Below are 26,112 nucleotides of genomic sequence, written 5' to 3' on the forward strand. Positions count from 1 at the left end.
TATTAATTTAAAATATTAGTTTCTAAACCTGTTACTGCTGATTACATCTTTTATTTTGGCTTTTAAATCGTCTCCGGTATCATAAACCATTTGTTCATTGCTTGGAAAAGCTACCGCTCTTTTGTCAAAATAAGAGTAATAATTATCATCTGAGGCGCGTCGATCTCCTTTGTAAGTGGCATAAATATTTTCGAAAATAAACTCACTAGTTATTGGGAAAGATTGCAATAATTGATTGCTCTTAAAATTGATGTAGTCAACTTTAGCGGTAATTTGACAGGATTTAAACTGTTTGAATTCATAAATGCGTACTGTAGCATTTCTCATATTATCCACCATCACGACTTTGCCTTTTTCGTCCAAAACTTCTTTTCCGTTAGCATCAATTAGTTTTTTGACACCATCTTTTATGATGCGATCTTTTACAAACTCTCTTTCTTTTATTTGCTTAGGCGAAATATAAATATGTCTAAAATTGATTACCATTCCATAATTATAATCAATTCCTTTCTGTTTGTTACTGTGGTAAACGGTCCATTTATCATTTAAACCATAAGTACTGAAATCCAATAAGTCATTTTGCAGGCGAGAAGGAATAATCATATTTGTTTCGTTTTTGGTGTAAATCAAAACATAATCAGAACCTTTAAATTTAGTTTCATCCATGAGTTGTAAAACGTTTTTATAATTTGGAGTTATTTGGTTTAAATATTCCATATCATCATACGCTTTTCGATAATTCATTTTATCTGAAGTTTCCATTAATTTTTTGGCATTAGCATACAAATAAGCTGATAATGCATTTTTACTAGCAATGATTTTGTCGTTATAATTGTCAAATGGAAAAATCGCATTTCGTCCTTCTTTAAGTAGTTTCAAAGGAAGTAACGGTTTGATTTTTTCCTGACGGGAATTCAGTTGTAAATACGTATGATACATTTTCTCTAATTGAGCTGGATTTGCCTCTTTTTCCAATACGTTTACCGTATTCAAATCGCGTTCTTTAGCTTTGGCGAAAGCCTCTTCCAGTAAATAAATGTATTGTTGCTTCCCTTTTTTGTTTTTATTAGTTCGTAAATTAGAGATTGCATTGTCAATTGCTGGGTCGTAATTTCCAGAACTTAATAAATTTTGAGTTTGTTTTACCCCGCAGGACGAAACAAGAATAAACAACGATATTAAAAGAATGATTTTTTTCATAAGCAAAAAAAGTAAGGAGTGTTTTTTTGAAGCTGTAATCTTGTTTTATGAATTCAAATTTAAAAAATAATCCCATAAAAAAAACCTAACAAAAATAGAATAGATGTTAGGTTTTGAAAAGTATAGGTTTAATTTTTTATTTTCTCACGAATGGAGGGAGTAGTTTACTGAAAACTTCACCAAAACCAATCCTTACATGCCCGTTTTGACAAAATCCTTTCATGATCACAGTATCGTTATCATTTATAAATTTACGTTCCGTACCGTCTTTTAATTTTATTGGAGTTTTTCCGCCCCAAGTTAATTCAAGCATAGAACCATAACTATCCGGAGTTGGTCCTGAAATAGTACCTGAGCCCATCATGTCTCCAGAATTTACGCGACAACCATTAGAGGTGTGATGCGCTAATTGTTGACACATTGACCAGTATAAATATTTGAAATTCGAATGAGAAATCACAGTCGCCTCTGAGTTTTCAGGTTGAATGGCGACTTCTAAATTGATATCGAAAGAATGTTTTCCTTTTTGTTGCAAATAGGGAAGTGGTGTTGGTTCTTGTTTTGGCCCTTTCGTTCTAAAAGGTTCCAAAGCATCCATTGTAACAATCCAAGGTGAAATTGAAGTCGCAAAGTTTTTTGCTAAAAATGGTCCTAGGGGCACATATTCCCATTTTTGAATGTCACGGGCACTCCAGTCATTCAATAAAACCATTCCGAAAATATAATCTTCAGCTTCGGTTACGGCAATGTTTTCTCCCATTATATTTACATCGGTCGTAATAAACGCGGTTTCTAGTTCAAAATCAACTGAACGAGAAGGACCAAAAACTGGCGTAGTTTCTCCATTTGGCAGCATTTGTCCCATTGGTCTGTGTACTGGAATCCCAGAAGGGACAATGGTAGAACTTCTTCCATGGTAACCCACAGGTATGTGAAGCCAGTTGGGTAATAATGCATTTTCAGGATCACGGAACATTTTTCCTACATTAGTTGCGTGCTCTTTACTGGAATAAAAGTCCGTGTAATCACCAATTAGTACTGGTAATTGCATTTCTACATCTTCCATCTTGAAAATTATAATGTCTCTATCTTTAGCATTATCTTGTAATTTTGAATTTTTCACATCAAAAAGTTCAGCTATTCGGTTTCGAACCAAACGCCATGTTTTTTGACCATCAGATATAAAATCATTCAAAGTATCCTGCATGAACATATCATCGGTCAGTTCAATGCCTTCAAAATAACTTAATTGTTGTAAAGCTCCTAAATCGATTGCAAAATCTCCTATTCTAGTGCCTACAGTCACTATGTTTTCTTTAGTAAGAAAAACACCAAAAGGAATATTTTGTATGGGGAAATCACTATTGGCAGGTACTTCTAGCCATGATTTTCTATTGGTATCGTTAGCTGTTATTGGCATATTTTGTTAATTATTTTAATAAAAAATTACTCATCAAATATATTATAATCTAACTATTAACCAAACGTTTTTTTGTATTTTTGCATCAAATTAACGAAAATCAAAAAAATGCAACGCGACGAACAAATTTTTGACCTTATTCTAGAAGAACAAGAAAGACAAATTCACGGATTAGAGCTTATTGCTTCAGAGAACTTCGTAAGTGACGAAGTAATGGAAGCAGCCGGTTCTGTTTTAACCAATAAATATGCTGAAGGATATCCTGGCAAAAGATACTACGGCGGTTGTGAAGTAGTTGATGTTATTGAGCAAATTGCTATCGATAGAGCCAAAGAGCTCTTTGGAGCTGCTTATGCAAATGTACAGCCACACTCTGGCTCACAAGCTAATACAGCGGTTTACCACGCTTGTATCAAGCCTGGAGATAAAATTTTAGGTTTTGATTTGTCACATGGAGGGCACTTAACTCACGGTTCTCCAGTTAACTTTTCAGGACGTTTGTACACACCTTCCTTTTATGGTGTTGATAAGGAAACAGGACTTTTAAATTATGATAAAATTCAGGAAATAGCAACTAGAGAACAACCAAAATTAATTATTGCAGGAGCTTCGGCTTATTCCCGTGATATGGATTTTGAGCGTTTTAGAGTAATTGCGGACAGTGTTGGTGCTATTTTATTGGCTGATATTTCTCATCCTGCAGGTCTTATTGCCAAAGGTTTGATGAATGATCCATTGCCTCATTGTCATATAGTTACTACAACAACCCACAAAACGTTACGTGGTCCTCGTGGAGGATTAATTTTGATGGGTAAAGATTTTGAAAATCCGTTTGGTTTAACTACACCAAAAGGAGAAATAAGAATGATGTCATCATTATTAGACTTAGCAGTTTTTCCTGGAAATCAAGGTGGCCCCTTAATGCATATTATTGCTGCAAAAGCAGTAGCATTTGGCGAAGCGTTAAAAGATGAATTTTTCACATATGCTTTACAATTGCAAAAAAATGCTAATGCTATGGCGGATGCTTTTGTAAAAAGAGGCTATGAAATCATCTCTGGCGGAACAGATAATCACATGATGTTGATTGATTTAAGAAATAAAAATATTTCTGGAAAAGATGCTGAAAATGCGTTAGTGAAGGCAGAAATTACCGTAAATAAGAACATGGTTCCATTTGATGATAAATCACCATTTGTAACTTCAGGAATTCGTGTAGGAACTCCGGCTATTACCACTCGTGGTCTTGTTGAAGAAGACATGGAAACGATTGTCGCTTTAATTGATAGAGTGTTAATGGACCACACGAACGAAGATGTTATCGAAGCAGTAGCAAATGAAGTAAACGAAATGATGAGCGAAAGAGCTATTTTTGTGTACTAATAAAGCGTATTAAAGTTTTTAAAGTCGAAAGTTGAAGGTCTTGGAATAGAATTTAATATTCTATCCTAGTTTTGGCTTTCGACTTTCGACTTTATTACTTTCTAACTTTAAGATTAATATTATGTCTGTACTAAGATTAAAATTACCAACGGACCCAAGATGGGTGAATATTGTAGAAAAAAACATTGAGGAAATCCTAACCGATCATGCTTGGTGCGAACAAAAAGCAGCAACAAATGCAATTACAATTATCACTAATAATTCAGAACATCAGGATTTAGTTAAGGATTTATTGGCTTTGGCTAAAGAGGAAATTGATCATTTTGAACAAGTACATAACATTATCATTAAACGCGGCTTGAAGTTGGGGCGCGAACGAAAAGATGATTATGTCAATGAATTGTACTTGTACATGAAAAAAAATGGAAATGGAAGCAGAGTTTCAAGCTTAGTGGAACGTTTGTTATTTTCTGCAATGATTGAAGCAAGAAGTTGTGAACGTTTCAAAGTTCTTTCGGAGAATATTAATGATGAAGAATTATCAGTTTTTTACAGAGATTTGATGGAGAGTGAAGCAGGGCATTACACCACTTTTATCACCTATGCTCGGAAATACGGAATTGGGATTGATGTTGAAAAAAGGTGGCTAGAATGGCTTGAATTTGAAGAGGCTGTTATTGCTAATTATGGTAAAAACGAAACCATTCATGGATAAGTATAAGCTAGTTTTACTAAAATATTTTCTTTCTCCATAGATTTTGAAGTTAGTTGCTGAAGAAGTTATTGGATTAAATCATAGCTAAAAACAGGACCTTTTGCTTTTGAAAAACTAAATCTTTGAATCTTAAATTTTTATATATTTTTCAAGTGATTTGCTTCACCTGAGGAAAATAAATAATTACTTCATGTGTCTTTAATGATTCGCTTTTCTAACGTATTTAGTAATAAATGGTTTGTAAATACCGTGTCCTCTGACGAGGAATCTTTAGTTAAAATCGAAACCTGGATGCATTTAAATTATAGTAGCCATTCCTTTAGTAGTGTTCTATTTGCAGTCATTAGACTATAGGATACTGAAGTAATTTAACTGTTAAATGTTCCGGTTGTTAAAAATTGTATTACAGGTTTAATTATTGATACTTCACTATTTGCCGTATTTTATAATAATTGCGTTACTCCAATTATCTTAGGAATCCTTCTAGCAGCAAATAGATTTGAACCATTCGTTTTTCGATTTTTCAATTTTGTCAGGTTTTTGTATTGCATATATTGTGAATCCTTGATTCTGGATCAATTATTATACTGTTAGACTTATTAATTTGTTGAAAACAGGTAGTGTTTGTATAGTAATGTGTATTGAACAAATCATTTGACTATTAAATCATGCTTAGCCAAAAGACCATTCAATCCATTTAAGGAGAAAATAGCTTTCTTTAATTTTGTCGAGGTAGGATCAATAGTATAATTATAACTTGTCTTGAAATCAGCCTTATTGGCAATTGCTTTAGCAAATTCAGAACGGTATAAATCACAATTGTCAAAAACCACAGCGGTCAAATCAGTATTCATAAAATCTACTGCGATAATACTACAATTGGTAAACGATGTTCCTTTGATTTTTAACGTGTAGAATTTAGAAAAATCCAGAATACAATTGGTAAAAGCGATTTCGAAAATTAATTTATCGCACATGGCAAAATTGACTTCTTTGATTTCGCACCGATTAAAAATTACGGTTCTAAAAGCGACATAATTTATTTTCGCGCCACTAAAGGTGCAATCATTGAAAATACAGTCAATGAAAGTAACCGCAAGAAATACACATTTTGAGAAATTACAGTTCGTAAAAGTGCAACATTCAAATTCTTTAAAATTAACTTCTTCTTCGTTATAAGCGATGTTATCGTATTCGAAATCGAGGAAATATTCTGGCATTTAGGGGGTTTAAATTCGGATTAAGTGTAAAGTTTACCACAACAAAGAAACGAAATTCTGAATCACAATAAGTTTGAAAGAGAAGTAATATTATATGATTTTTTAAACTCTTTCATAATCACCTTTCCAATTGATAACCGCTTTTTTGATTGCTTTTCCAGAAAGGTTTTCATTTAGTGCTCGTTCAGTTAGCATTAGTAACTCTTCATCTGGTGCAAACCGTAAGGCAAATATTTGATCATCAGTTAACCGATGTTCGAAATTCTCGAATCTTTTTCCGGTTATAGTAAAATAACGGTAGCGCAATTCTAATCGTACAATGCGGTTTTGTAAAGTTAAGGCATAATGTTGCCGCAACATAAATGCTAAGGAAAATAGTGCTGTAAAGAGAATACTAATAAAAACCCAAATTAATTGATCAGCAGTTGTGAAACTAAAATACACACTAATGCTCAGGAATGTCATTATAATTGGATAAAAGATAAAATGGTGGGGTGAGTAAAAGCGAATATGGTTTTTGTAGGATTGTGTTTTCATCACTTTATATTTTTATATTTTTTTAAAGATAGTTAAAACTGTCTATTTCAAAGTCAGTATAATTTTTAATTATCAGAAAGTCAAAACAATATAAATTTGTATGCTGGATGCATAAATACGAATGCCTCTTTTTTACAGATTTAAGGATAAACAGTACGAAATTTTGTGAAAACCTTTGGTTTTTATATGGCGAGTAAATGGTATTAATTCCATAATTTTATAAAAAATAAAAAATATGATACCTACTAAAGGATACGCAGTACAGGATTCAAAAACAGATTTAGCCCCTTGGAATTTTGAAAGACGAGAAGTTGGACCACATGATGTACAATTCGACATTCAATTTTGTGGTGTTTGTCATAGTGATCTTCACCAAATAAAAGATGATTGGGGAGGAGCAATATTCCCAATGGTCCCTGGACATGAGATTGTAGGGAAAGTGATAAAAGTGGGAAGTCATGTCAAAAAGTTTAAAGTAGGAGATTTGGCAGGTACAGGATGTTTGGTAGATTCTTGTAGAACTTGTGAGAACTGTCAAGAGGGATTAGAGCAATTTTGTTTAAACGGAAGTACTGAAACGTACAATGCTTTAGGACAAGACGGGAAAACGCCCACTTATGGTGGATATTCCAATACTATAGTGGTTCATGAAGATTTTGTTTTGCAAGTTTCTGATAAATTAGATCTAGCGGCTGTTGCGCCATTGCTTTGTGCTGGAATTACTACTTACTCTCCATTAAAACATTGGAAAGTAGGGAAAGGACATAAGTTAGCTGTTTTAGGTTTAGGCGGTTTGGGACATATGGCCGTTAAATTTGGTGTTGCTTTTGGAGCAGAGGTTACTGTATTAAGTACTTCTCCGGATAAGGAAGCTGATGCTAAAAAATTAGGAGCTCATAAATTTATTGTTACTAAAGATGCAGAACAACTAAAAAGTGTAACTGGATATTTTGATTTTATTCTGGATACTGTTTCAGCGCCACATGATTTGAATGTGTACATGTCTTTATTAAGAGTAAACGGAGTACATATTTGTGTTGGAGTACCGCCAACGCCTTATGAAATTCGTGCTTTTAGCTTAATAGGTGGCAGAAAAAGCTTAGCAGGTTCATTAATTGGTGGTTTGCCAGAAACTCAAGAAATGCTTGATTACTGTGCAGAACATGGTATTGTTTCTGAAATTGAAATGATTGACATCAAAAACATTAATGATGCATACGACAGAATGATTAGAGGTGATGTGCGTTACCGTTTTGTAATTGATATGGCAACTTTATAAAAGTAGTTTTAAGATTAGTAAAAGCCCTAAACATTCTAAATGCTTAGGGCTTTTATATTTCCTAAGTTTAAATCAACAGGAAAGTTGACAAGAAAATGAAATCCAATATTAAGTTAAATTACATTTTTAGAGTTTATTTAATTCTTTAAAATTTATATACTTTAAGGCAGAATATCTCCTTTTTATGTTGTGAAAAAACTTTAATGTGTTCAAAAATTATCGTTTTTGGTTCTTTTAAAATCAGATTATTCTCTCAAATAAATTGTTTCGGCTGTTCGCTTTAGCTCGAGGCAGTTTTCAAAGATTTAAAAAAATATTTGCGATAGCGTAATGCCTTAATAATTATCTTTTTGACTTATATTGCGGGTTGAATTTATAAGAATAAAGAACATTTACACAATTTTAATATGATATTTAACATCACTGTCGAAATGGAAAATCACATTCATTACTATTTCGATTTTTAAATGCTATTTTCCAACCTTTAAATCAAGTTTGATACGCCAACTAGCTTTCCCAATGGCCCTCAATACTGATTCGATAACTCAAACTCCGAATTGTAATTTATTAACATACAAATTCATAATAATTGTTAGAGGTACAATTTCTTCTTTGGTTAGGGAAGAAGTAATAACATAAGCTCATACTTTTTAAGGAGTTTTTGCAACAAACTTTCCATTTAATATACTTTCGGCGACTAAATAATTATGATTTGAGTTGGTTGATATTTTAAACTTCTGTTTTAATTTACTACGTTAGCCTAGCTTTTTGATTTATTTTGCTATTGAAATTGCTTTTCTTATAGATTCAAAGCTTAAAGATTTTAAAAATTTATAACTTAAACTATGAAGTTCTAGTATTATCCTGATAAATTGGTAGTATTGCTTCGTTTTAAAATAAATCAATCATATTTGTTCTTTTTTACGACGATTTTCAGTTTAATTCTAGCATAATTCCTTATTTTTTTTAACAACAATGCTTTATTTGGCTAATATGGAGTGCTTTACGTATTTTTTCAATCGGGAATATTTATTCATTAATTTTTAATAAAACTATAAATCATGGGCAGTTTTTGTAAAAATGCTTATTTTTTTTAAAAAATATTGCACTATATTATTGATTATAAGTATTCTGTCTATTTATATGTTTTTTCTGTATAGGCAGTTATTTTTAAATTTCTATAATACTTAAGTCAGCAAATTGACCTATTTCTTTACATAATTAAGCAATTAAATGAAAAAAGCATTTTATTAAGTAGGGTCAGTTTTATTCAAGCGAAATTATTAAAAATATTTTATAATTTTAAAACTATGATTTTCTCAAAAATAACGCCAGAGAAATGGGTTTACTAGGACAATAATATTATTTTTGAAATTAAAACTAATTTAAATATTAAAACTAATTCTATATGGTTAAAATAAAAATTATTAACGACTTAAGTAATTATAGAAAATCGTACGAAAAAAGCGAGTTATTAGAATCTGACATACCTACGGATCCTATAAATCTATTTAATAAATGGTTTCATGAAGTGGAGGAATATGGGGGTAATAGCGAGGTAAATGCAATGACCATTGCTACTATTGGCTTGGATGGCTTCCCAAAATCTAGAATTGTTTTATTAAAAAATTTTACCGAAAATGGGTTTGTTTTTTTTACAAATTATAATTCGGAAAAAGGTAGGGCTATATTAGAAAATCCTAATGTTTGCTTATCTTTTTTTTGGCATAATATGGAACGTCAAGTAATTGTAAAAGGTATTGCAAAGCCTACTTCCGAAGAAATATCTGATCGTTATTTTGAATCAAGACCTGATGGGAGTAAATTAGGAGCAATTGTTTCCAGTCAAAGTGAAGTTGTGCCCTCACGAGAATATTTAGAGGAAAATTTAAAGCAGTTAGAAAAAGATTTTGAGGGTATTATAATTCCAAGACCACAACATTGGGGTGGATTTATAGTTACCCCATTAGAAGTTGAATTTTGGCAAGGAAGGCCTAATAGATTACATGATAGAATACGGTACACGATTCAAAATGATTGTTCATGGAAAACAGATAGATTGTCTCCGTAATGTAAGAATTATACGCTTATTAAATACGCATAGTATAATCAGTTATTTTTTTAACGGTTTTATATTTACACTTTAATAAAAAATAGATTACATACTTGGTTAGGTTATTTTTATATCCAAATTTTTTTCCGGTTAATAATACTGATTTAGAAACTTTATAAGAAAATAAAGAAGACACTTTTGGCATTACGATCAATAGAAATTCTGCATATGGTATAAGAATATATTTAAATGTTAACCACAATACAACTTGCTTTTTCTATATTTAAAAGGCTGTCTTTCACCAAAAAATAGACTGCCCCCAAAAAGTTAGACAAATTTATAATTAATTTTGATAATAATGAGCTCGATATTGTATCGGGCTCATTCCTTTTAGATTTAGTTTGATTCTTTCATTATTGTAATATTTAATATATTCTTTAATTTCTTTTTTAAATGGTTAATATCATTAAATTTCATAGGATAAAAGAGTTCTGATTTTAATATGCCAAAGAAATTTTCTATAACTGCATTATCTAAACAGTTTTCTTTTCTTGACATACTCTGCACTAATCCTTTTTCTTTTAATAGCATTTGATATTGTTTCATTTAATATTGCCAGGCTTGATCGGAGTGTAATATTAAATTGGTGTTATTTGGTATTCTTCTAAAAGACTTTTTATGCATATTGGTTATTTGATTAAAATTAGGCCTTTCAGATAATTCATAACTTATTATTTCTCCGTTAAATAAATCAATTACAAGCGATAAGTACAATTTATTACTTGAGACATTAAACTCGGTCACATCGGTTGCCCATTTTTGATTGGGTTGTGTTGCTTCAAAATTTCGTTGCAATATATTCGGAGCTATTTTGCCTTGTTCTCCTTTATAGGATTTATATTTCTTGATTCTAATCAAACTTTTTAATCCTAAAAGTTTCATTAGTCGCAACACTATTTTATGATTAATTACGATTCCTTTCTGTCTGATTGCTAAAGTAATACGGCGATAACCCAATCTACCTTTATGATGATTATAAATCTGCTTAATTAACTCTTTAACATCTTGATATTTATCGTTTAATTGAGTTCTTCTTTTATGATAATAATAACTACTTCTAGCCATATTAGTTTGATTTAGCAAAATATCTAAATCAAAATTAGGCCTTAATTCTATTATGGCTTGAGCCTTTTCTGCTGCTGCAATTTTTTGGCTTGAATTAAGGCGTTAAACTTTTTTAGAAGAGCGATTTCACTTCGTAAGGCTTCATTTTCTTTTAAGAGTTCTTCCTCTCTAATTAATGGTTTGTCAGGTGTCTTTTTGGCTCTTTTTGAATTCATAGATATTGGTCTTCCTTTAAGTTTAAGTTCTAAGCCTGCTACACCTTCTTGTGCATATCTTCTTTGCCAACGCCTTATTATTGAACTTGACGGAATATTGAATGTCAAACAAGCTTCACTCAAAGATAATAACTTCCTTTCAATCGTTTGTAGAACTTTTAACTTAAAGTCTGTACTGTAATTTGTTTTTTTTTGGACAGGTAAAAGACCTGCATTTCCAAATTTGTGATAACATCTAATCCAAACTTTAAGACCTGTTAAGGCTACACTATTTTCTTTGGCAATGGCACTTAATGAACGGTTTTTTTAAACTTCTTCTACACAGCGAAGTTTAAATTCATAATTGTATTTGACTTTTCTTTCCATAAAACTGCCCCCAAATAGTGTCTAACTTTTTGGGGGCAGTTCATAAAAGTCAGCCTTTTATGATTTTGGGGTATTGGATGAGTAATAATCAATATAAATAAAATTTTATTTTAATTATTTAAGGCTAAATACTTTTTACTATAAATTTATAAGTATTTATATTTTTATTCATTTTCTTAAAATAAGTTTTTACCGTAAATAAGTTTGTTTTTTGATTTAAAGTAATCATCAGATATTACATTAACCAGATAATCATTTTTTTGATACAGGTGTAACCTTTTTATAAAAATTAGAATATTTACAGATATGTTAGGATATTAAATCCCTCTAACGTTATGAACCTCAAACTTAATTTCTATTTTTAGGCGCCATTCGTCAAAACGATATCATAAATTATTTGTCTCAGATTATACAAAATTTGAAATGATTTTCGAATAGTATAGCGGTATTAGTCATCTGAATCTTATAAAATTTTTATCGTCAATAAGTTATACAAATTTATTTTAAAAGGAATAAATTTTTAGCGTAAAATAGGTTAAAAACAAGAGCGTATAAATGTTGAATTTTTATTGTTCGTTTATGTTTTATTCTTTTTTAACCTTTGTTTGCCTCTACAATAAATTAATTTTATTGTGTAAAACTTCATTTTTTTGATAAATGTAGAAATATTTTTTAAATGCATTAATGCAATGTTTTTTAGATACAGTTCTTATGTAATTGTTTAGTTTATTATAAATACTTAGTAATTGTAGAACAAATTAATTTTATTTAATAGTATCCAAAATGAATAATATTTTAAAAACTAATTATATACTCTCTTCTTATTTGATTTTAAATCGAGTTAGATTTATTAATAGTTTGGGCTGTTGATCTCTTGAATCTTTAAATTAAGCCTCACTTTTTTGTTTTCGAAAATTTTACTTTTTGTTGTTTCGTAATTAACATTCATTTAGCAATTAACGACTCTATTTGTCCATCATAAATAAATTGATAAAAGATGAAAAAAAGTAAATTTTTGATGTTATTCCTTTTAATGGTGTTTTCTGTCGCATCATGGGCACAAATAGAAGTGATAGGAGTAGTATTAGATGATGCAAATTACCCAATACCAGGTGTTAATGTTTTGATAAAAGGAAATAATCAAGGAGTAATAACTGATTTGGATGGTCGTTTTAGCATAAAGGCATCCGTTGGAGATGTTTTAGTTTTTTCTTACATAGGATTAGAAACACAATCAATAATCATTAAAAATTACAATAAATTAAATGTAAAGTTGCAGTCAAGCGCCACGCAATTAGAGGATTTGGTTGTAGTTGGATATGGTTCTAAAAAAAAGAGCGACGTTACGGGTGCGGTTACTTCTGTAAAAAGCGATCAGTTTAATCGTGGCATCGTTACTTCTCCGGAACAATTAATTCAAGGTAAGGTTTCAGGAGTCAATATCACATCAGCAAGCGGAGAACCAGGAAGTAATCAAACCATAAGCATACGTGGTCAAGGTGGTGTTCGTTCGGGAAGTACACCTTTATTTGTTGTGGATGGGTTTGCTCTTGATAATTCTGCTACAGGAGGGGCAATTAATCCACTGAGTTTCATTAATGCAGATGATATTGAATCAATTGATGTATTGAAAGATGCTTCAGCAACGGCTATTTATGGAGCAAGAGGTGCTAACGGAGTTATTATGATTACAACCAAAAGAGGTAAAAAAGGAATGTCAAAAGTAACCTATTCCACTAGTTTGGGATCCTCAAGGATGGCTAAAGAAATTCTGGTTTACGGTGCTGATGCCTTTAGATCAAGAGTTGTTGAAATTGGCGGAGAGCTTATTGATTTAGGCGGATCCACTAATTGGCAAAAAGAAATTACCAGAGTTGCTTTGACACAAAATCACAACCTATCATTAAGTGGTGGCGCTGATAATCTGACTTATTTTGCCTCTATAGGAAGCCAGGATCAGCAAGGGATCTTGAAAAATAGTGAGTTAAAGAGACTTTCAGGCAGAATTAATCTCACCCAAAAATTGCTTAATAATAGGCTCAAGATTGATTTGAACCTAAATGTTACCAATACCATTAGCGAGCGGCCAACCATTCAAGGGCTTATAGGGACTGCATTAAGTCTTAATCCGACGTATCCTGCTTATGATGAAAATGGAGTTCCTTCTATATTTCCGGATGTTTTTAATCCTTTGATTCGCCTTAAACTATATGAAGATTTGACTCAAACGAATCGTATTATAGCGAATATTTCTCCTTCGTTTGAAATCATCAAAGGTTTGGATTATAAACTGAATTTTGGTGTTGATAATTCCAGTTCTGATCGCGATATTCAAAATAGACCAAGTACTTTGCCTCAAGAAGATGGACGACTTGATTCTTTTTATAGCAATAATAAAAACACCTTGATAGAGAATTACATTACTTACAATTTTGATTTAGGCGAGAATAATTTTTCGTTTTTGGCGGGTCATTCATTCCAAAAAACATTCGTGCAATACCGGCATTGGAGTATCGATCGATTTAAAGATAATGGTATCGATCCTAAATACAATCCAGGTTTGGGTCAAGAATTGGATTTAATAGATAATATGCCTTCGGGATCAGCGGTTAAAAATGAATTACAATCGTTTTTTGGAAGACTGGGATATAGTTTTAAAAATCGGTATTTATTGACAGCGACTTTGCGTAGAGATGGTTCTTCAAAATTTGGAAGTAACAATAAATACGGAAATTTCCCTTCATTTTCAGCAGGATGGAAGATTTCTGAAGAGGAGTTCATGCAAAAAAGCCCTTTTAGCAACCTTAAGATAAGAGCTGGTTGGGGTCGAACAGGAAATCAAGAAATACCATCTAAAATTACGCAAGCTTCCTCGACAACCTCAGTGAGTGGGAGTACTAGTTATCCCCTTTATTCAACAGGCACTTATCCTGGAGGAACTACTTTTGCTCGTTTTGCGAATCCGGACATTCAATGGGAAGTCTCTATACAAACTAACATTGGTTTGGATTTTGGATTCTTTAAAGGGGCTTTATCCGGAACTGTAGATTATTTTAATAAGGTTTCTGATAATATTTTGCTTGAAGTAGTACCATCTGATCCTATTCAGCCCGCTTCGACGTATTGGACAAATGTAAAAGATATGACTATTACCAATCGCGGTCTGGAATTCGCACTAGCGTATCAGTATAAAAGTGAAGAAGGAATTTCATTTGGATTTGGAGGTAACGTGTCTTTTATTGATAATAAAATTGAAAACTCGCCGTTTACGGTGCTCACTACAGGAAGTGCTTCAGGATCAGGACTTTCATCGGCTACGATTAACGGTTATGTAAACGGTCAACCGATTGGTACTTTTTTTATGAAAGAATTTATTGGAATCAATGATCAAGGAATGAGCCAGTTTAGAGATGCCAATAATGATGGTTTGGATACCGATGCAGATCGTGTTGTAGCCGGAAGTGCATTGCCAGACAAATTATTCAGTTTTTATGGTAATCTAGCGTACAAAGCATTTGACTTAAACTTTAATTTTAATGGTGTTGCTGGAAATAAAATCTATGACAACACAGCCAATTCCAATTTCTATAAAGCTCGTTTAGCCAAGTCATTAAACACAACTGCTCCAGCGGGAGAATTTCCTTCGGAGTCGATTACAAACCCGGCTTCTATTTCAACACGATACTTGAAAAATGGTGCCTTTCTTCGCTTGAACAATGTATCTCTTGGCTATACTTTAAAACCAGAGTCGATTGGCGTTGGAGATTGGATTAGTTCGATGCGATTTTCAGTAACCGGTCAAAATTTATTTGTCATTACGGATTATGACGGTTACGATCCAGAGGTCAATTCAGACCGATCTGTAGCTGGAGTTACTTCTTACGGTATCGATTATTTGAGTTATCCTAAAGCAAGAACATTCCTATTCGGATTTAATGTTTCCTTTTAATTAAATACAATTCACATGAAAAATAAAATTATACTATTACTGACCGTTTTTACCACTTTATTGCAATTTGGTTGTACAACACTTGAAGAAGAAGTTTTAGACGAGTCTCTAACTGGCGGTGCCACATCAGGTGCGGTTGCCGATGGAAGTATTGCACCAGCTTATGCCGTTTTGCCGGGATTATTTTTACACACCAGTTATTTTACACTTCAGGAAATATCAACGGATGAAGCTATTTTGCCTTATCGAGGAGGAACTGATTGGGGTGATAATGGGATTTTTATTGATATGCATCGTCATACTTACAGTAGCTCCCACATTCGAATAAAAGATACTTGGGGATCCATCACTCAAGGTATTTCGAGATCCGTGACAGCAATTAATGCACTAAGTCCTCTGGCATCAAGCAATCCTGCGGCTAAACTTTATTTGGCTGAGGCCAAAGGGCTACGAGCGTATTACTCTATGTTGAGTTTAGATCTTTTTGGATTAATTTTTGTAAAAGAAAACCCTGCTGAAATTTCTACTGTTTTACGTGGTTCTGAAGCGGTAGATTATATCAAAAACGAATTTTTGTCTATTGAAAATGAGGTTTCTAAAACTTCAGGACCCGGTCGTATTACTCAAGGTGCTGTATGGGGACTTCTATCTCGTTTGCACTTAAATGCTGCAGTGTATCGGAATCCATATGCAAGTACTTTTGATTTCAAATCAGAGGACATGGATAAGGTCATTTTGTATACTTCTAAAATTATTGAATCGGGTCAATACAATCTTTCCTCCGAATATTTTGAAATATTTGATGATGAAAACCATACCAATAAGGAGTTAATTTTTGCTGTTGATCAACGAGCAGAATTGAATGGTCATAACCGACTGGCTTATTTTTCCTTATCAGGAGACCGGTTTCCGCTTCCCGCATTTGTAAGAGCAAATGGAACTGACGGTCCAGCCATTACATCTGATTTTTATCAAACCTGGGTCGCAGCTTATGGCTCTAAGGATCCCGCAACAATGGATCCTAGGTTTTCTAAAAAGAATCTTATAATACCTGCGGATTCGTGTGTTACGGCAGCTAATTTTGAAATTGATCGCGGGATTATCAGAGGCCAGCAATATGGATTACTTACAACTGCTAATGGCCAACCCTTTGCTCGTTGTGCTGATGGAATTGGATATAAAATTGGTAAACTGAGAAATATAACCAGAGCGGATAAAACAAAACTAGTCAACCATACGGAGAAAATAGATTTTACCGCAGAAGGAAGTGGTTACAGCAGTGGATACAGAGTATTGAAATATGAGTTTAGTAAAAAATCAGATAATGGGAGAAATAGAGGTGATGCCGATATTGTCATTCTTCGATTGGCTGATGTTTATATGATGCGTGCCGAAGCAAAACTTCATAAATCAAATGATGCAGCTGGTGCACTTGCAGATGTGAACTTGGTAAGAGTTTCAAGAACAGCCCGAATTGTTCCGCCTGCCTTGACTGCTATGACACTCGATCTTTTGTATAGAGAACGTGGATTTGAATTTTACTGGGAAATGCTCAGACGTACAGATATGATTCGTTTTGGAAAATATGAAGGAACTTGGACCGAAAAAACGGATGGTAATGTTCAGAAACGTCTTTTTCCAATTCCACAATCTGCTATTGATGGAGCTTCAGACAAGCCTGGATATTTAGTTCAAAACGCAGGATATTAATTGGATCAAAAAAGTGGTTTTAGCATGGTTTTAAAGGAGAAAATTAAACTGAGCTACTGAATCACGTCATAAAATATAATTTTATTAAAGACCTTTCGGTGAACTGTAATAGCAGCCGAAAGGTCTACATAATTAAAATACGTTTATTAACCAAAATTTATACTATGTCACAATCAATTAAAATTTCAGTTCTGGCCTTGCTGTTTTCTTTGCAGTTCGTTCAGGCACAAGAGATTCAAAAATATAAAATACATTCTCATAATGATTATGAGCAAAATATTCCGTTTTGGAGCGCTTACGCCAATGGTTTAAATTCTATTGAAGCGGATGTTTTTTTGAAGGATAATAACTTGTATGTAAGCCATACCGAGACTGATATCAAAAAAGAACGTACCCTTGAAAAGCTGTATTTAGATCCTTTGCAACAAGTAATGACACTAAAAATGGGCAATCAGCAACCCATACAATTACTTATTGATATTAAAACCGAGTCTGTTGCAACGTTAAATAAACTGATTGCTGTTTTAGAAAATTACCCTAATGTAATAAACAATAAAAATTTTTCCATTGTGATATCGGGAAACCGACCAGAAGCAAAAACATATATGCAATACCCTAATTACATTCAATTTGATTTTCAAAGTTTTGCTAGTATTCCAGAAAAAGAACAGTGGGAAAAGGTGGCGCTAATCAGCAAAAGTTTCAGCGAATTTTCATCTTGGAACGGAAAAGGACGTCTTACTGCCGAAGATTACAAAAAGGTATCCGAAGCAATCAATAAGGCGCATAGTTATGGAAAACCATTCCGTTTTTGGGGTTGTCCAGATTCTAAAACAGCATGGAAAACGTTCAAGGATCTCGGAGTCGATTTTATAAATACCGACATGCCTTACGAGAGTTCACGCTATTTGAATTCCTTAGACAGCAGAGTTTTTTACAATACGATTGATTCGCCGGTTTACAGACCTACTTATTTGTCTGACAAGAAAAACAGTCCTATACAAAATATAATTCTGCTTATAGGCGACGGGAATGGACTTGCTCAGATTTCTACTGCTGTTTTGGCTAATGGTGGGCAATTGACACTGACGCAATTAAAATCAATAGGGTTTATAAAAACGCAATCTTCTGATGATTTTACCACCGATTCAGCTGCAGCAGGCACCGCATTAGCTATTGGTAAAAAAACCTTCAATCGGGCAATTGGAGTGGATTCCTTAGGGATGCCTACTGAAAATATTATGGAAGTCCTTAGCAAAAAGGGTTTTAGTACGGGTTTAATCACCACGGATCATATTACAGGAGCGACCCCTGCGTCTTTTTATGCGCACCAAAAAGAGCGCGATATGACAGCAGCAATCGCAAATGATCTTATAAATAGTAAGATTTCACTTTTTATGGGTGGCGGAAGCCGAAATTTCGCTGCTGGTTTTTCTAAAGCTGATTTTTCAATTTTAAATTCCATTGCAGATGTTGGCAATAGTAACAAGAATCAAGTTGGTCTTTTTTTCTCTGAAAATACTGTTCCCAGTGTTTTAAAAGGACGTGGAAATTTATTGGCAGAAGCCACAAAAAAGGGATTGGAATTTTTGAATGCCAAGAATAAACCGTTCTTTCTTATGGTTGAAGGCGCTCAGATTGATTCCTACGGTCATGCGAATAATGTACCCGGAATTGTTTCGGAAGGAATTGATTTTGACAAAGCGATAACCGAGGCTATAAAATTTGCGGATCAAACCGGCAATACTTTGGTCATTGTTACCGCAGATCATGAGACATCGGGGTTTACGCTACCGCAAGGGAATTTAAAAGAGAAAATGATTGAAGGTGATTTTACAACTTATGATCATACAGGAATTATGGTGCCGATCTTTAGCTATGGACCGCAATCGGATATTTTTTCTGGTGTATATGAAAACAATGAAGTTTTTCATAAAATCAAACAAGTTTTGAAACTTCAATAATTTGATTGTATTCTCATAAAATTAAACCTATTGAGAGAAAGAGATATCAATAAAAGGTATTTCTTTTTTTATTTTTGAATAATACCCGATTTCAAATCAACAAAAAAATGATCTGCAGGAGCTCCGTTTAAGAACTTATTCAGAATGGTCAGAAAAAGAATTGTATTTCTTGCTGTTTGATTTTGAGGATTTAATTTTCTTCCCTTTTGATGGTCAAGATACGAAGCGATAATAAATTGATATTGTTTTATTCTTTCTTTTCCAATTTCGGCTACAGCCAATTCATCAGCACTTCGAATGCGATAAAAGTCGGTGATCAGCTCCAAACCAGACCAATTAAAATCACTTTGATTGAACAGATTCTTTTTTAATTGTTGCTTTACTTTGTTTTCTGCTTTTTTCCATTCTTTTTCAAAATTGCTTTTATGGTTTATAATGGTATTATAATCTGCTGTAGATTTTATATTGGCGAGTAGGAGCAAGTCTTCAGCAGAAATTTCTAAAATAAAATTTTTAAATTCTTCCGGCCAATCGTCTGGTAAAAAGCGTAATCTGACCAATTCTTTCAAATGATAATCGGTAAAATCATGGTAGTTTTTTGTTTCTAAAATTGCGGTATTCCAAATGCCTGCTGTGTTCTTATTTTTCAAAAAATTATATTCCATTTTATAAAGATCAAAAAGTTCATTGAATCGGGGCACTTTAGTGATTGGTATCGTTTCAATTTCCATGACCTCATTTTCTTTGATAGTGAGTAGTTTGTAGGCAGGAATGTAGGCAGCCAAAGAAGGGGTTTGAATGTTTACCAACGTATTTCCTTTTTTGGTTTTTCGAACTCCGGTATCATTGATGTGCATGTGTCCTCCAAAATGGATTCTCAATCCGGCATCAGCAAAGGTTTCTGCGACTTCTTCCTTCGGAACACGGTCTAATTGCCATTTTCCTTTGCCCATTAATTCTTCAATTTCAGTGGAAGCATCATCATTAAATTCTACCATTGGAAAGTGGCTAAATGCGATTAGGGTTTTCTCTCTTTTTTTAGCCTCTACACTTATTTTTTCAATCCATTTTATCAGGTGTTTTTTATGTGAAAGCACCTTATTGAAGCCTAAACCTGCATCAGAATACTCTTTGGAGTCCTTTGAGTTTTCAGCACTCCCTTTTTCAGGAATATAGACATTACCATCAATGGCCAGTAGCCAAAGCCCTGCAATAGGTTCTACCACATAACTTGCATCGGGAACTGAATGTTCGGGTGCTACGCAATAGTTTCGGTTAGTCAAAGAAGCGGCTTCGGTAGCTTTAATATAATCGTAATTGTCAGCTGAATACGTGCTGAAAGGAGAGGCCCAGAATAAATCATTTTCTTTTGGAAAAAAACCAAAATCTTTTAGTTCGGTTGTAATACCGAGATATCCCATTTTGGCAATATCTTGGCTAATCACTAATGTGTTTTCAGTATTGCTGTTGGGTTCATACAATTCTTTTTTGCTAAAAATAGGCTGTCGTTTTCCTCCCGAGCCCAAAAAATCATCTTTCCCTGATTCTTGAGCAAAAGGTCCTGAAGGATCGTGATTGCCTGTGGTGATAAAGAATTGGACACCATTTTTTTTAGAATAATTAGTAAGGATTTTCTTCAAACCCCTAATGTGAAGAGGTTGTCCGTCATCACTATAATCACCCGGAAGTACTACGATTTTTACACCACGTTGAGCTATATCATCTAGAGCTGCGATAAAGGCAAAATAGTTTTCATTAAAAATACGTGTAGAATGTAATTGCGATTCCATAGTTCTTAATAAAGTATGTTTTCCATTCTTAGTATTAATGACTCCTTTATAATCGGTGTCAGCTAAATTCCCATACAGATCTTGAAAATGAACATCTGCTAGAAAAGCAATCTTTATTTCGTCAGGGGGAGACTGCCCTTTTGAAAAGGAAGGGAAAAGACAGAGGAAGAGTGAAAAATAAACGATTATGCGACTCATTGAAGATTAAAATTGATTAGGTATGATGTCTTTAAATATGTACAATAATAATAATAATAATAATAATAATAAATTACTATTCATTTAAGGTAATGTTATGTGTTTTATATTGTTTTCTCCTTATTTCTTAAATTCAAGCTTGCTTATTGTAAAAAAATGCAGTTAGAAAGGACTCCTTTTTTTAATACATGGTAAGTTGGGACTTAAACAGCTTGTTAAAGATTTTATAATGCGATCTAAATTTTATTTTTTTTTAAATCAGATCTTTTAATTTTGATAGTAAATCATAAGATTAAATATTTTGAAATAATCATTGCGATTTTTATTTATCAACAAGCGAACATTTTTTTGTTTTTTGTAGTTTCTTTGTTCAGCTTTTGACGGGTTGTTTTTTTAATCATAGTCGTTTTATTATTTCTCAGTTGTAGGATTTGAATATATACTAATGGTATGATAGATTTTACTAAAAAGCACATTTTAAACCATGAATAACGGTAATAAAACGACATACTATATTGAAAATCGGATAATTAAATTCAATTTTCATTCAAAATTCATTTCTTAATTTGCAGAATGAAAATTTTAATTATCGAAGACGAAATAGAAATTGCATCAAGCATAAAAAGTTATTTAAAAACAAATGATATTCATTGTGAAACAGCCTGTAATTATCAGAGTGCTTTAAACAAAATTACTAGCTACGATTATGATTGTATTTTATTAGATTTAATGCTTCCCGACGGAGATGGTTTTGGTATATTGAAAGAGCTAAAAGCATTAAAGAAATCGGATGGCGTAATTATTATTTCAGCAAAAGAAACCTTAGAAACAAAAATAGAAGGATTCAATTTAGGAGCAGATGATTATTTGACCAAACCGTTTCATCTTTCGGAGTTACTCGTAAGAATTCAATCTTTAATACGAAGAAAAAAATTCAATGGGAATAATATCATCGTATTCAATGAAATTGAGATTGATACTTTAGCTAAAACAGTCAAAATTAAAGAGAAAAAAATCGATTGTACTAAAAAAGAAATCGATTTGTTGTTATTTTTGATCGGCAACAATAAGAAAATATTGTCTAAAAGTGCTATTGCAGAACATCTTTCTGGAGACATGGCGGATATGTTAGACAATCACGATTTTGTATACGCTCATATTAAAAATTTAAAGAAAAAACTGAACGAATCAGGAAGTTATGATTATATAAAATCCGTTTATGGATTGGGGTACAAATGGGAAAATGACTAAAAAATTATTACATAAAACGCTTAATTATTACATTACATTTTCTTTGATGGTAATGCTATTGGGTATTCCCTTATTCTTTTTTATAATTCAATTATTATACCTTCACGAAACAGATGAAGCCCTGATTGTTCAAAAAAAAGAGTTTATATTGTTCTATGCTACTCAAATTAAAGACAATGAAATTTATGCTTTTAATACTTTAAACAGGGATTTAAAAATAGAAAAAGAACAAACAAAGATTTCAAAAGATACATTCTACAAGAAAAGTTTTTATAACATTTTAAAAAAGAAAAACGAGCCTTATCGTGTATTGAAAACTCCCGTGTTCATAAACAATAAACCCTATGTTTTTTCTGCAAAAATTAATCTCATAGATAATTCAGATTTAATAATTAGTATTTTGTGCGTCTTTACTCTAATAATTTTAATTCTCCTGTTGGGGTTATTTAGTATTACTAAAAGAATATCCACAACCCTATGGAAACCTTTTTACGAAACGTTACAACAAATTGAAAAATTTGAAATTGACAGAAATTCCAATCCTCAATTAGCTCTAAATACTATTGAGGAATTTAATCGTTTAAATACAGTTTTAAATAAATGGATTGAAAAAAATACTTTAATCTATAAAAGTCAAAAGGAGTTTATCGAGAATGCCGCACACGAATTACAAACACCTATTGCGATCTTTAAGGGTAAAATAGAAGTATTGTTGCAAAGATCAGACGTAACTAAAGGACAATTTGAAATACTAGATACACTAAATCAAACTATTACACGAATAAACCGATTAAATAAAAATCTTTTGTTACTGTCTAAAATTGAAAGTAAAATGTATAACATTCCCGAGGTGGTTGCTATAAAAAACACTATTACCAGTCAATTAGACTTTTTTAAAGAACAAGCGATTGCAAAAAACATTGCTATAACTACACATTTAGAATCCGATGTTCTATTAAATACTAATGCTTTTTTATCTGAAATAATGATTAAAAATTTATTCTTAAATGCTATTAATCATAACATTATAAATGGCAGTATAAAAGTATTTCTAGATGAAAACTCCTTAATTTTCTCTAATACAGGAATACCGAAATCATTGGAAACGGATACATTATTTGAGCGTTTTTCTAAAGTCAATCCCTCTTCAAAGGGAAATGGCTTGGGATTATCAATAATTAAGAAAATTGCAGAAAATAATACTTGGAAAGTTTCTTATCACTTCAAAGACAATCTTCATATTTTTGAAATTCAGTTTTAAAATTCAACATTTCTTCAAATTCTATTTAGACGTTTGTACTATTAAATTAAAAAAGATACTTGCAATGCGAATTAAAATCAATCTGATAACCTCTATTCTACTGTTGAGCGTAACAAGTCTATTAGGACAAAATAAAACAGTTACACTCTCTGGAATTACTAAAGATAAAATAACAAAATCAGCTTTACCATTTGTAAACGTTGCCTTAAAGACAGTCGAAAGTAATACTTTAATTATGGGCACAATAACTAATGAAGAAGGTCGGTTTTCGTTATCCAATATAAAATCGGATACGTATATTTTGGAATTTTCATACATTGGATACAAAACAAAGGTACAATCAGTGTATATTGGTTCTCTTTCTGAATTTTTAGATCAAGGAACTATAGAATTAGAGGAAGATTCCACAACATTAGACGAGGTCATAGTTGTTACTAAACGAAATGGAATTAGTGAAAAAATGGATAAAAAAACATTTTCTGTGGCGGATAATATCAGTCAAAGTGGTGGATCTGTATTACAAACCATGCAAAATTTACCCGGAGTTACAGTTCAAGACGGAAAAGTACAAATTAGAGGCAATGATAAAGTTACGGTATTGATTGATGGAAAACAAACTGCATTAACAGGCTTTGGGAATCAATCTGGTTTAGATAACATTCCGGCTTCAGCTATAGAAAAAATTGAAATTATAAATAATCCATCCGCAAGATATGATGCTAACGGAAACGCTGGAATAATTAATATCATTTATAAGAAAAACAAAAAAGAAGGATTTAATGGAAAAGCTGGTTTTACCTCAGGAATAGGAGCTTTATGGGAACGAAAACAAAATTTACCTACAATACGACCTCAATATGCGGTAACGCCAAAAATAAATCCTACACTGTCCCTAAACTATCGTAAAAACAAAATTAATGCTTTTTTTCAAGGCGATTATTTGTATACCGAAACACTAAATAAAAATGAGTTTGTAACACGTACATATGAGGACGGGACTCGTATAAACCAACAATTAAAAAGAAATAGAAACACCCATTTTACTACTATAAAATCTGGAATCGACTGGAATATTAATGACCAAAACACACTGACTGTTTCAGGTTTATTTGGGACAGAAAAAATTATTGACAATGGTGATCAACCTTTCTTTAATGCTGACTTTACCGAAAGATTACGACTCTGGCAGTTTTTGGAAGATGAATTAAAAACAACGTTTATGGGTACTGTTGCCTATCAACATAAATTCAAAGAAGCGGGACATTTACTAAATATGGGCTTTAATTATACTTTTCATAGAGAGGATGAAAAATATTTTTTTGATAATATTTTACCAACATATTCCAGTAAAGACGCTTTCAAACTTTTGTCGGATGAAAAAGTAATGGATTTTAATATTGATTATAGTAAACCTTTAAAATATGGACGAATTGAAACTGGTTTAAAACTTCGCAACCGAATTATCCCAACCAATATGCAATTCTTCCCAGGAACAAATTCTCCTTTGGATGCCGATGCTGGAGGAAAAGCAACGTATAAAGAAATTATTCCGGCGTTGTATACTAACTATATTTATGAAACTAGTACCATTGAGGCAGAAATTGGGGTTCGAATGGAATATTTAGATTTGGTCTATGAGGTAAACTCAAATCATCCCACATACAAAACTAATGGTTATTCCTATTTTGAACCGTTCCCAAATTTTCGTTTTGCCTACAAAATTAATGCAGACAACAAAATATCTCTATTTTACAACCGCCGAATTGACAGACCAAACGAAGTGGATATTCGAATATTTCCAAAGTATGACGATGCAGAAATTATAAAAGTTGGTAATCCCGCCTTGAGACCACAATTTACTAATTTATTAGAGTTAGGTTTCAGGAGGAATTTAGAAAAAGGATCTTTTTATACGGCTTTTTACCATCGTTTTGCCAATGCAACTATTACACGCATTGCGTCTACAATTCCTGATAGCAATCTCATTTATGCCATTTTTCAAAACCTAAATAAAAGTTCCAATACAGGAGCCGAAATGGTTCTTTCACAAAATATTGCAAAATGGTATTCGTTCAATCTGAACTTTAATGCGTATTACAATCAGATTGATGCCTTTACTGTTCAAAATTTATATCCAAAACCCAATACATTTTCAGCTGGGAAACAAGATGTTTTCTCTGGAAATATAAAGTGGAACAATACATTGCATTTATCTAAAAAAGTAGATGCTCAAGTAACCGGAATTTATTTAGCACCGGATATTATTCCGCAAGGCAAAATAAGATCACGTTTTTCAATTGATTTAGGAATAAAAAAAACAGTTCAAAAGGGTAAAGGAGAATTCTTCTTGAATGCCACTGACCTTTTTAATACTTTGGTAATCAAAAAACAAATTCAAGGACAGCAATTTAGCTACACTAGTTCTGATTATTACGAAACACAAGTAATTCGATTGGGTTACAACTATAAATTTTAG

The 26,112-nt window shown here is 32.4% G+C and carries 17 protein-coding genes and 1 pseudogene; 10 read left to right on the top strand and 8 right to left on the bottom strand.

Annotated features, from left to right (window positions below):
• Nucleotides 1-15: 15 nt before the first annotated feature.
• Nucleotides 16-1,200: a hypothetical protein gene (locus tag ACNQF9_RS06395; RefSeq protein WP_417989873.1), complete on the bottom strand. Its 1,185-nt coding sequence runs from the start codon at nucleotides 1,198-1,200 to the stop codon at nucleotides 16-18.
• 136 nt (nucleotides 1,201-1,336) lie between these two features.
• Nucleotides 1,337-2,620: a fumarylacetoacetase gene (gene fahA, locus ACNQF9_RS06400; protein ID WP_417960331.1), complete on the bottom strand. Its 1,284-nt coding sequence runs from the start codon at nucleotides 2,618-2,620 to the stop codon at nucleotides 1,337-1,339.
• Nucleotides 2,621-2,728: 108 nt separating this feature from the next.
• Here fahA and glyA point away from each other — a divergent pair, with 108 nt between their 5' ends.
• Together glyA and ACNQF9_RS06410 are read left to right on the top strand one after the other, a co-directional pair.
• Complete coding sequence (gene glyA, locus ACNQF9_RS06405; protein WP_417960330.1) at nucleotides 2,729-4,003, top strand: serine hydroxymethyltransferase; 1,275 nt, start codon at nucleotides 2,729-2,731, stop codon at nucleotides 4,001-4,003.
• Nucleotides 4,004-4,124: 121 nt separating this feature from the next.
• Complete coding sequence (locus tag ACNQF9_RS06410; protein WP_417989874.1) at nucleotides 4,125-4,718, top strand: MiaE family protein; 594 nt, start codon at nucleotides 4,125-4,127, stop codon at nucleotides 4,716-4,718.
• Nucleotides 4,719-5,368: 650 nt separating this feature from the next.
• Here ACNQF9_RS06410 and ACNQF9_RS06415 read toward each other — a convergent pair.
• Nucleotides 5,369-5,938 (bottom strand): pentapeptide repeat-containing protein, encoded by a 570-nt coding sequence (locus ACNQF9_RS06415; RefSeq protein ID WP_417960328.1) that lies wholly within the window; start codon nucleotides 5,936-5,938, stop codon nucleotides 5,369-5,371.
• Between the two features lie 102 nt (nucleotides 5,939-6,040).
• On the bottom strand, nucleotides 6,041-6,475 hold the full coding sequence (locus tag ACNQF9_RS06420; RefSeq protein ID WP_417989875.1) for a DUF6526 family protein: 435 nt from the start codon (nucleotides 6,473-6,475) through the stop codon (nucleotides 6,041-6,043).
• 235 nt (nucleotides 6,476-6,710) lie between these two features.
• On the opposite strand from ACNQF9_RS06420, the gene ACNQF9_RS06425 reads away from it, so the two are divergent.
• Together ACNQF9_RS06425 and pdxH are read left to right on the top strand one after the other, a co-directional pair.
• Nucleotides 6,711-7,754: an NAD(P)-dependent alcohol dehydrogenase gene (locus ACNQF9_RS06425; RefSeq protein WP_417989876.1), complete on the top strand. Its 1,044-nt coding sequence runs from the start codon at nucleotides 6,711-6,713 to the stop codon at nucleotides 7,752-7,754.
• Between the two features lie 1,426 nt (nucleotides 7,755-9,180).
• A complete protein-coding gene (gene pdxH / locus ACNQF9_RS06430) occupies nucleotides 9,181-9,825 on the top strand; it encodes a pyridoxamine 5'-phosphate oxidase (protein ID WP_417960437.1) in 645 nt (214 codons plus the stop codon).
• 325 nt (nucleotides 9,826-10,150) lie between these two features.
• On the opposite strand, the pseudogene ACNQF9_RS06435 reads toward pdxH, so the two are convergent.
• The 3 genes and pseudogenes from ACNQF9_RS06435 to ACNQF9_RS06445 form a co-directional block, all read right to left on the bottom strand.
• Nucleotides 10,151-10,413, bottom strand: a pseudogene (locus tag ACNQF9_RS06435) (IS3 family transposase).
• Nucleotides 10,414-10,950: an IS3 family transposase gene (locus ACNQF9_RS06440; RefSeq protein WP_417989877.1), complete on the bottom strand. Its 537-nt coding sequence runs from the start codon at nucleotides 10,948-10,950 to the stop codon at nucleotides 10,414-10,416.
• Between the two features lie 32 nt (nucleotides 10,951-10,982).
• Entirely contained in the window at nucleotides 10,983-11,432 is a 450-nt protein-coding gene (locus tag ACNQF9_RS06445; RefSeq protein WP_417990211.1) for a transposase, read from the bottom strand.
• Between the two features lie 1,078 nt (nucleotides 11,433-12,510).
• Here ACNQF9_RS06445 and ACNQF9_RS06450 point away from each other — a divergent pair.
• The 3 genes from ACNQF9_RS06450 to ACNQF9_RS06460 all read left to right on the top strand — a co-directional run bounded on the left by ACNQF9_RS06450 (nucleotide 12,511) and on the right by ACNQF9_RS06460 (nucleotide 19,136).
• The gene (locus tag ACNQF9_RS06450; RefSeq protein ID WP_417960324.1) at nucleotides 12,511-15,462 is read left to right on the top strand and encodes a SusC/RagA family TonB-linked outer membrane protein; all 2,952 of its coding nucleotides are present in this window, start codon (nucleotides 12,511-12,513) and stop codon (nucleotides 15,460-15,462) included.
• Nucleotides 15,463-15,477: 15 nt separating this feature from the next.
• Nucleotides 15,478-17,172, top strand: coding sequence for a RagB/SusD family nutrient uptake outer membrane protein (locus tag ACNQF9_RS06455; protein ID WP_417960323.1), 1,695 nt, complete (start codon nucleotides 15,478-15,480; stop codon nucleotides 17,170-17,172).
• A 164-nt stretch (nucleotides 17,173-17,336) separates the two neighbouring features.
• Nucleotides 17,337-19,136, top strand: a complete 1,800-nt coding sequence (locus ACNQF9_RS06460; RefSeq protein ID WP_417989878.1) for an alkaline phosphatase — start codon at nucleotides 17,337-17,339, stop codon at nucleotides 19,134-19,136.
• 68 nt (nucleotides 19,137-19,204) lie between these two features.
• On the opposite strand, the gene ACNQF9_RS06465 is transcribed toward ACNQF9_RS06460, so the two are convergent.
• Nucleotides 19,205-21,124 (bottom strand): metallophosphoesterase, encoded by a 1,920-nt coding sequence (locus tag ACNQF9_RS06465; protein ID WP_417989879.1) that lies wholly within the window; start codon nucleotides 21,122-21,124, stop codon nucleotides 19,205-19,207.
• 573 nt (nucleotides 21,125-21,697) lie between these two features.
• Between ACNQF9_RS06465 and ACNQF9_RS06470 the strand changes: the two genes are divergently transcribed.
• The 3 genes from ACNQF9_RS06470 to ACNQF9_RS06480 all read left to right on the top strand — a co-directional run bounded on the left by ACNQF9_RS06470 (nucleotide 21,698) and on the right by ACNQF9_RS06480 (nucleotide 26,112).
• Nucleotides 21,698-22,375: a response regulator transcription factor gene (locus ACNQF9_RS06470; RefSeq protein WP_417960320.1), complete on the top strand. Its 678-nt coding sequence runs from the start codon at nucleotides 21,698-21,700 to the stop codon at nucleotides 22,373-22,375.
• On the top strand, nucleotides 22,344-23,636 hold the full coding sequence (locus tag ACNQF9_RS06475) for a sensor histidine kinase (protein WP_417989880.1): 1,293 nt from the start codon (nucleotides 22,344-22,346) through the stop codon (nucleotides 23,634-23,636). Before ACNQF9_RS06470 ends, ACNQF9_RS06475 begins: the two co-directional genes overlap by 32 nt.
• 64 nt (nucleotides 23,637-23,700) lie before the next feature.
• Nucleotides 23,701-26,112 carry a TonB-dependent receptor gene (locus ACNQF9_RS06480; protein ID WP_417989881.1) on the top strand — a complete coding sequence of 804 codons (2,412 nt, stop codon included), beginning with the start codon at nucleotides 23,701-23,703 and terminating at the stop codon, nucleotides 26,110-26,112.

Source organism: Flavobacterium amylolyticum (assembly GCF_048284335.1).
GTDB lineage: Bacteria > Bacteroidota > Bacteroidia > Flavobacteriales > Flavobacteriaceae > Flavobacterium.

Coding starts and splice junctions, on each gene's coding strand:
- ACNQF9_RS06475 (WP_417989880.1), top strand. CDS start 22,344: ATGGATTGGGGTACAAATGGGAAAATGACTAAAAAATTATTACATAAA.
- ACNQF9_RS06470 (WP_417960320.1), top strand. CDS start 21,698: ATGAAAATTTTAATTATCGAAGACGAAATAGAAATTGCATCAAGCATA.
- ACNQF9_RS06465 (WP_417989879.1), bottom strand. CDS start 21,124: ATGAGTCGCATAATCGTTTATTTTTCACTCTTCCTCTGTCTTTTCCCT.
- ACNQF9_RS06455 (WP_417960323.1), top strand. CDS start 15,478: ATGAAAAATAAAATTATACTATTACTGACCGTTTTTACCACTTTATTG.
- ACNQF9_RS06425 (WP_417989876.1), top strand. CDS start 6,711: ATGATACCTACTAAAGGATACGCAGTACAGGATTCAAAAACAGATTTA.
- ACNQF9_RS06450 (WP_417960324.1), top strand. CDS start 12,511: ATGAAAAAAAGTAAATTTTTGATGTTATTCCTTTTAATGGTGTTTTCT.
- ACNQF9_RS06460 (WP_417989878.1), top strand. CDS start 17,337: ATGTCACAATCAATTAAAATTTCAGTTCTGGCCTTGCTGTTTTCTTTG.
- glyA (WP_417960330.1), top strand. CDS start 2,729: ATGCAACGCGACGAACAAATTTTTGACCTTATTCTAGAAGAACAAGAA.
- ACNQF9_RS06480 (WP_417989881.1), top strand. CDS start 23,701: ATGCGAATTAAAATCAATCTGATAACCTCTATTCTACTGTTGAGCGTA.
- ACNQF9_RS06415 (WP_417960328.1), bottom strand. CDS start 5,938: ATGCCAGAATATTTCCTCGATTTCGAATACGATAACATCGCTTATAAC.
- ACNQF9_RS06395 (WP_417989873.1), bottom strand. CDS start 1,200: ATGAAAAAAATCATTCTTTTAATATCGTTGTTTATTCTTGTTTCGTCC.
- ACNQF9_RS06420 (WP_417989875.1), bottom strand. CDS start 6,475: ATGAAAACACAATCCTACAAAAACCATATTCGCTTTTACTCACCCCAC.
- fahA (WP_417960331.1), bottom strand. CDS start 2,620: ATGCCAATAACAGCTAACGATACCAATAGAAAATCATGGCTAGAAGTA.
- ACNQF9_RS06410 (WP_417989874.1), top strand. CDS start 4,125: ATGTCTGTACTAAGATTAAAATTACCAACGGACCCAAGATGGGTGAAT.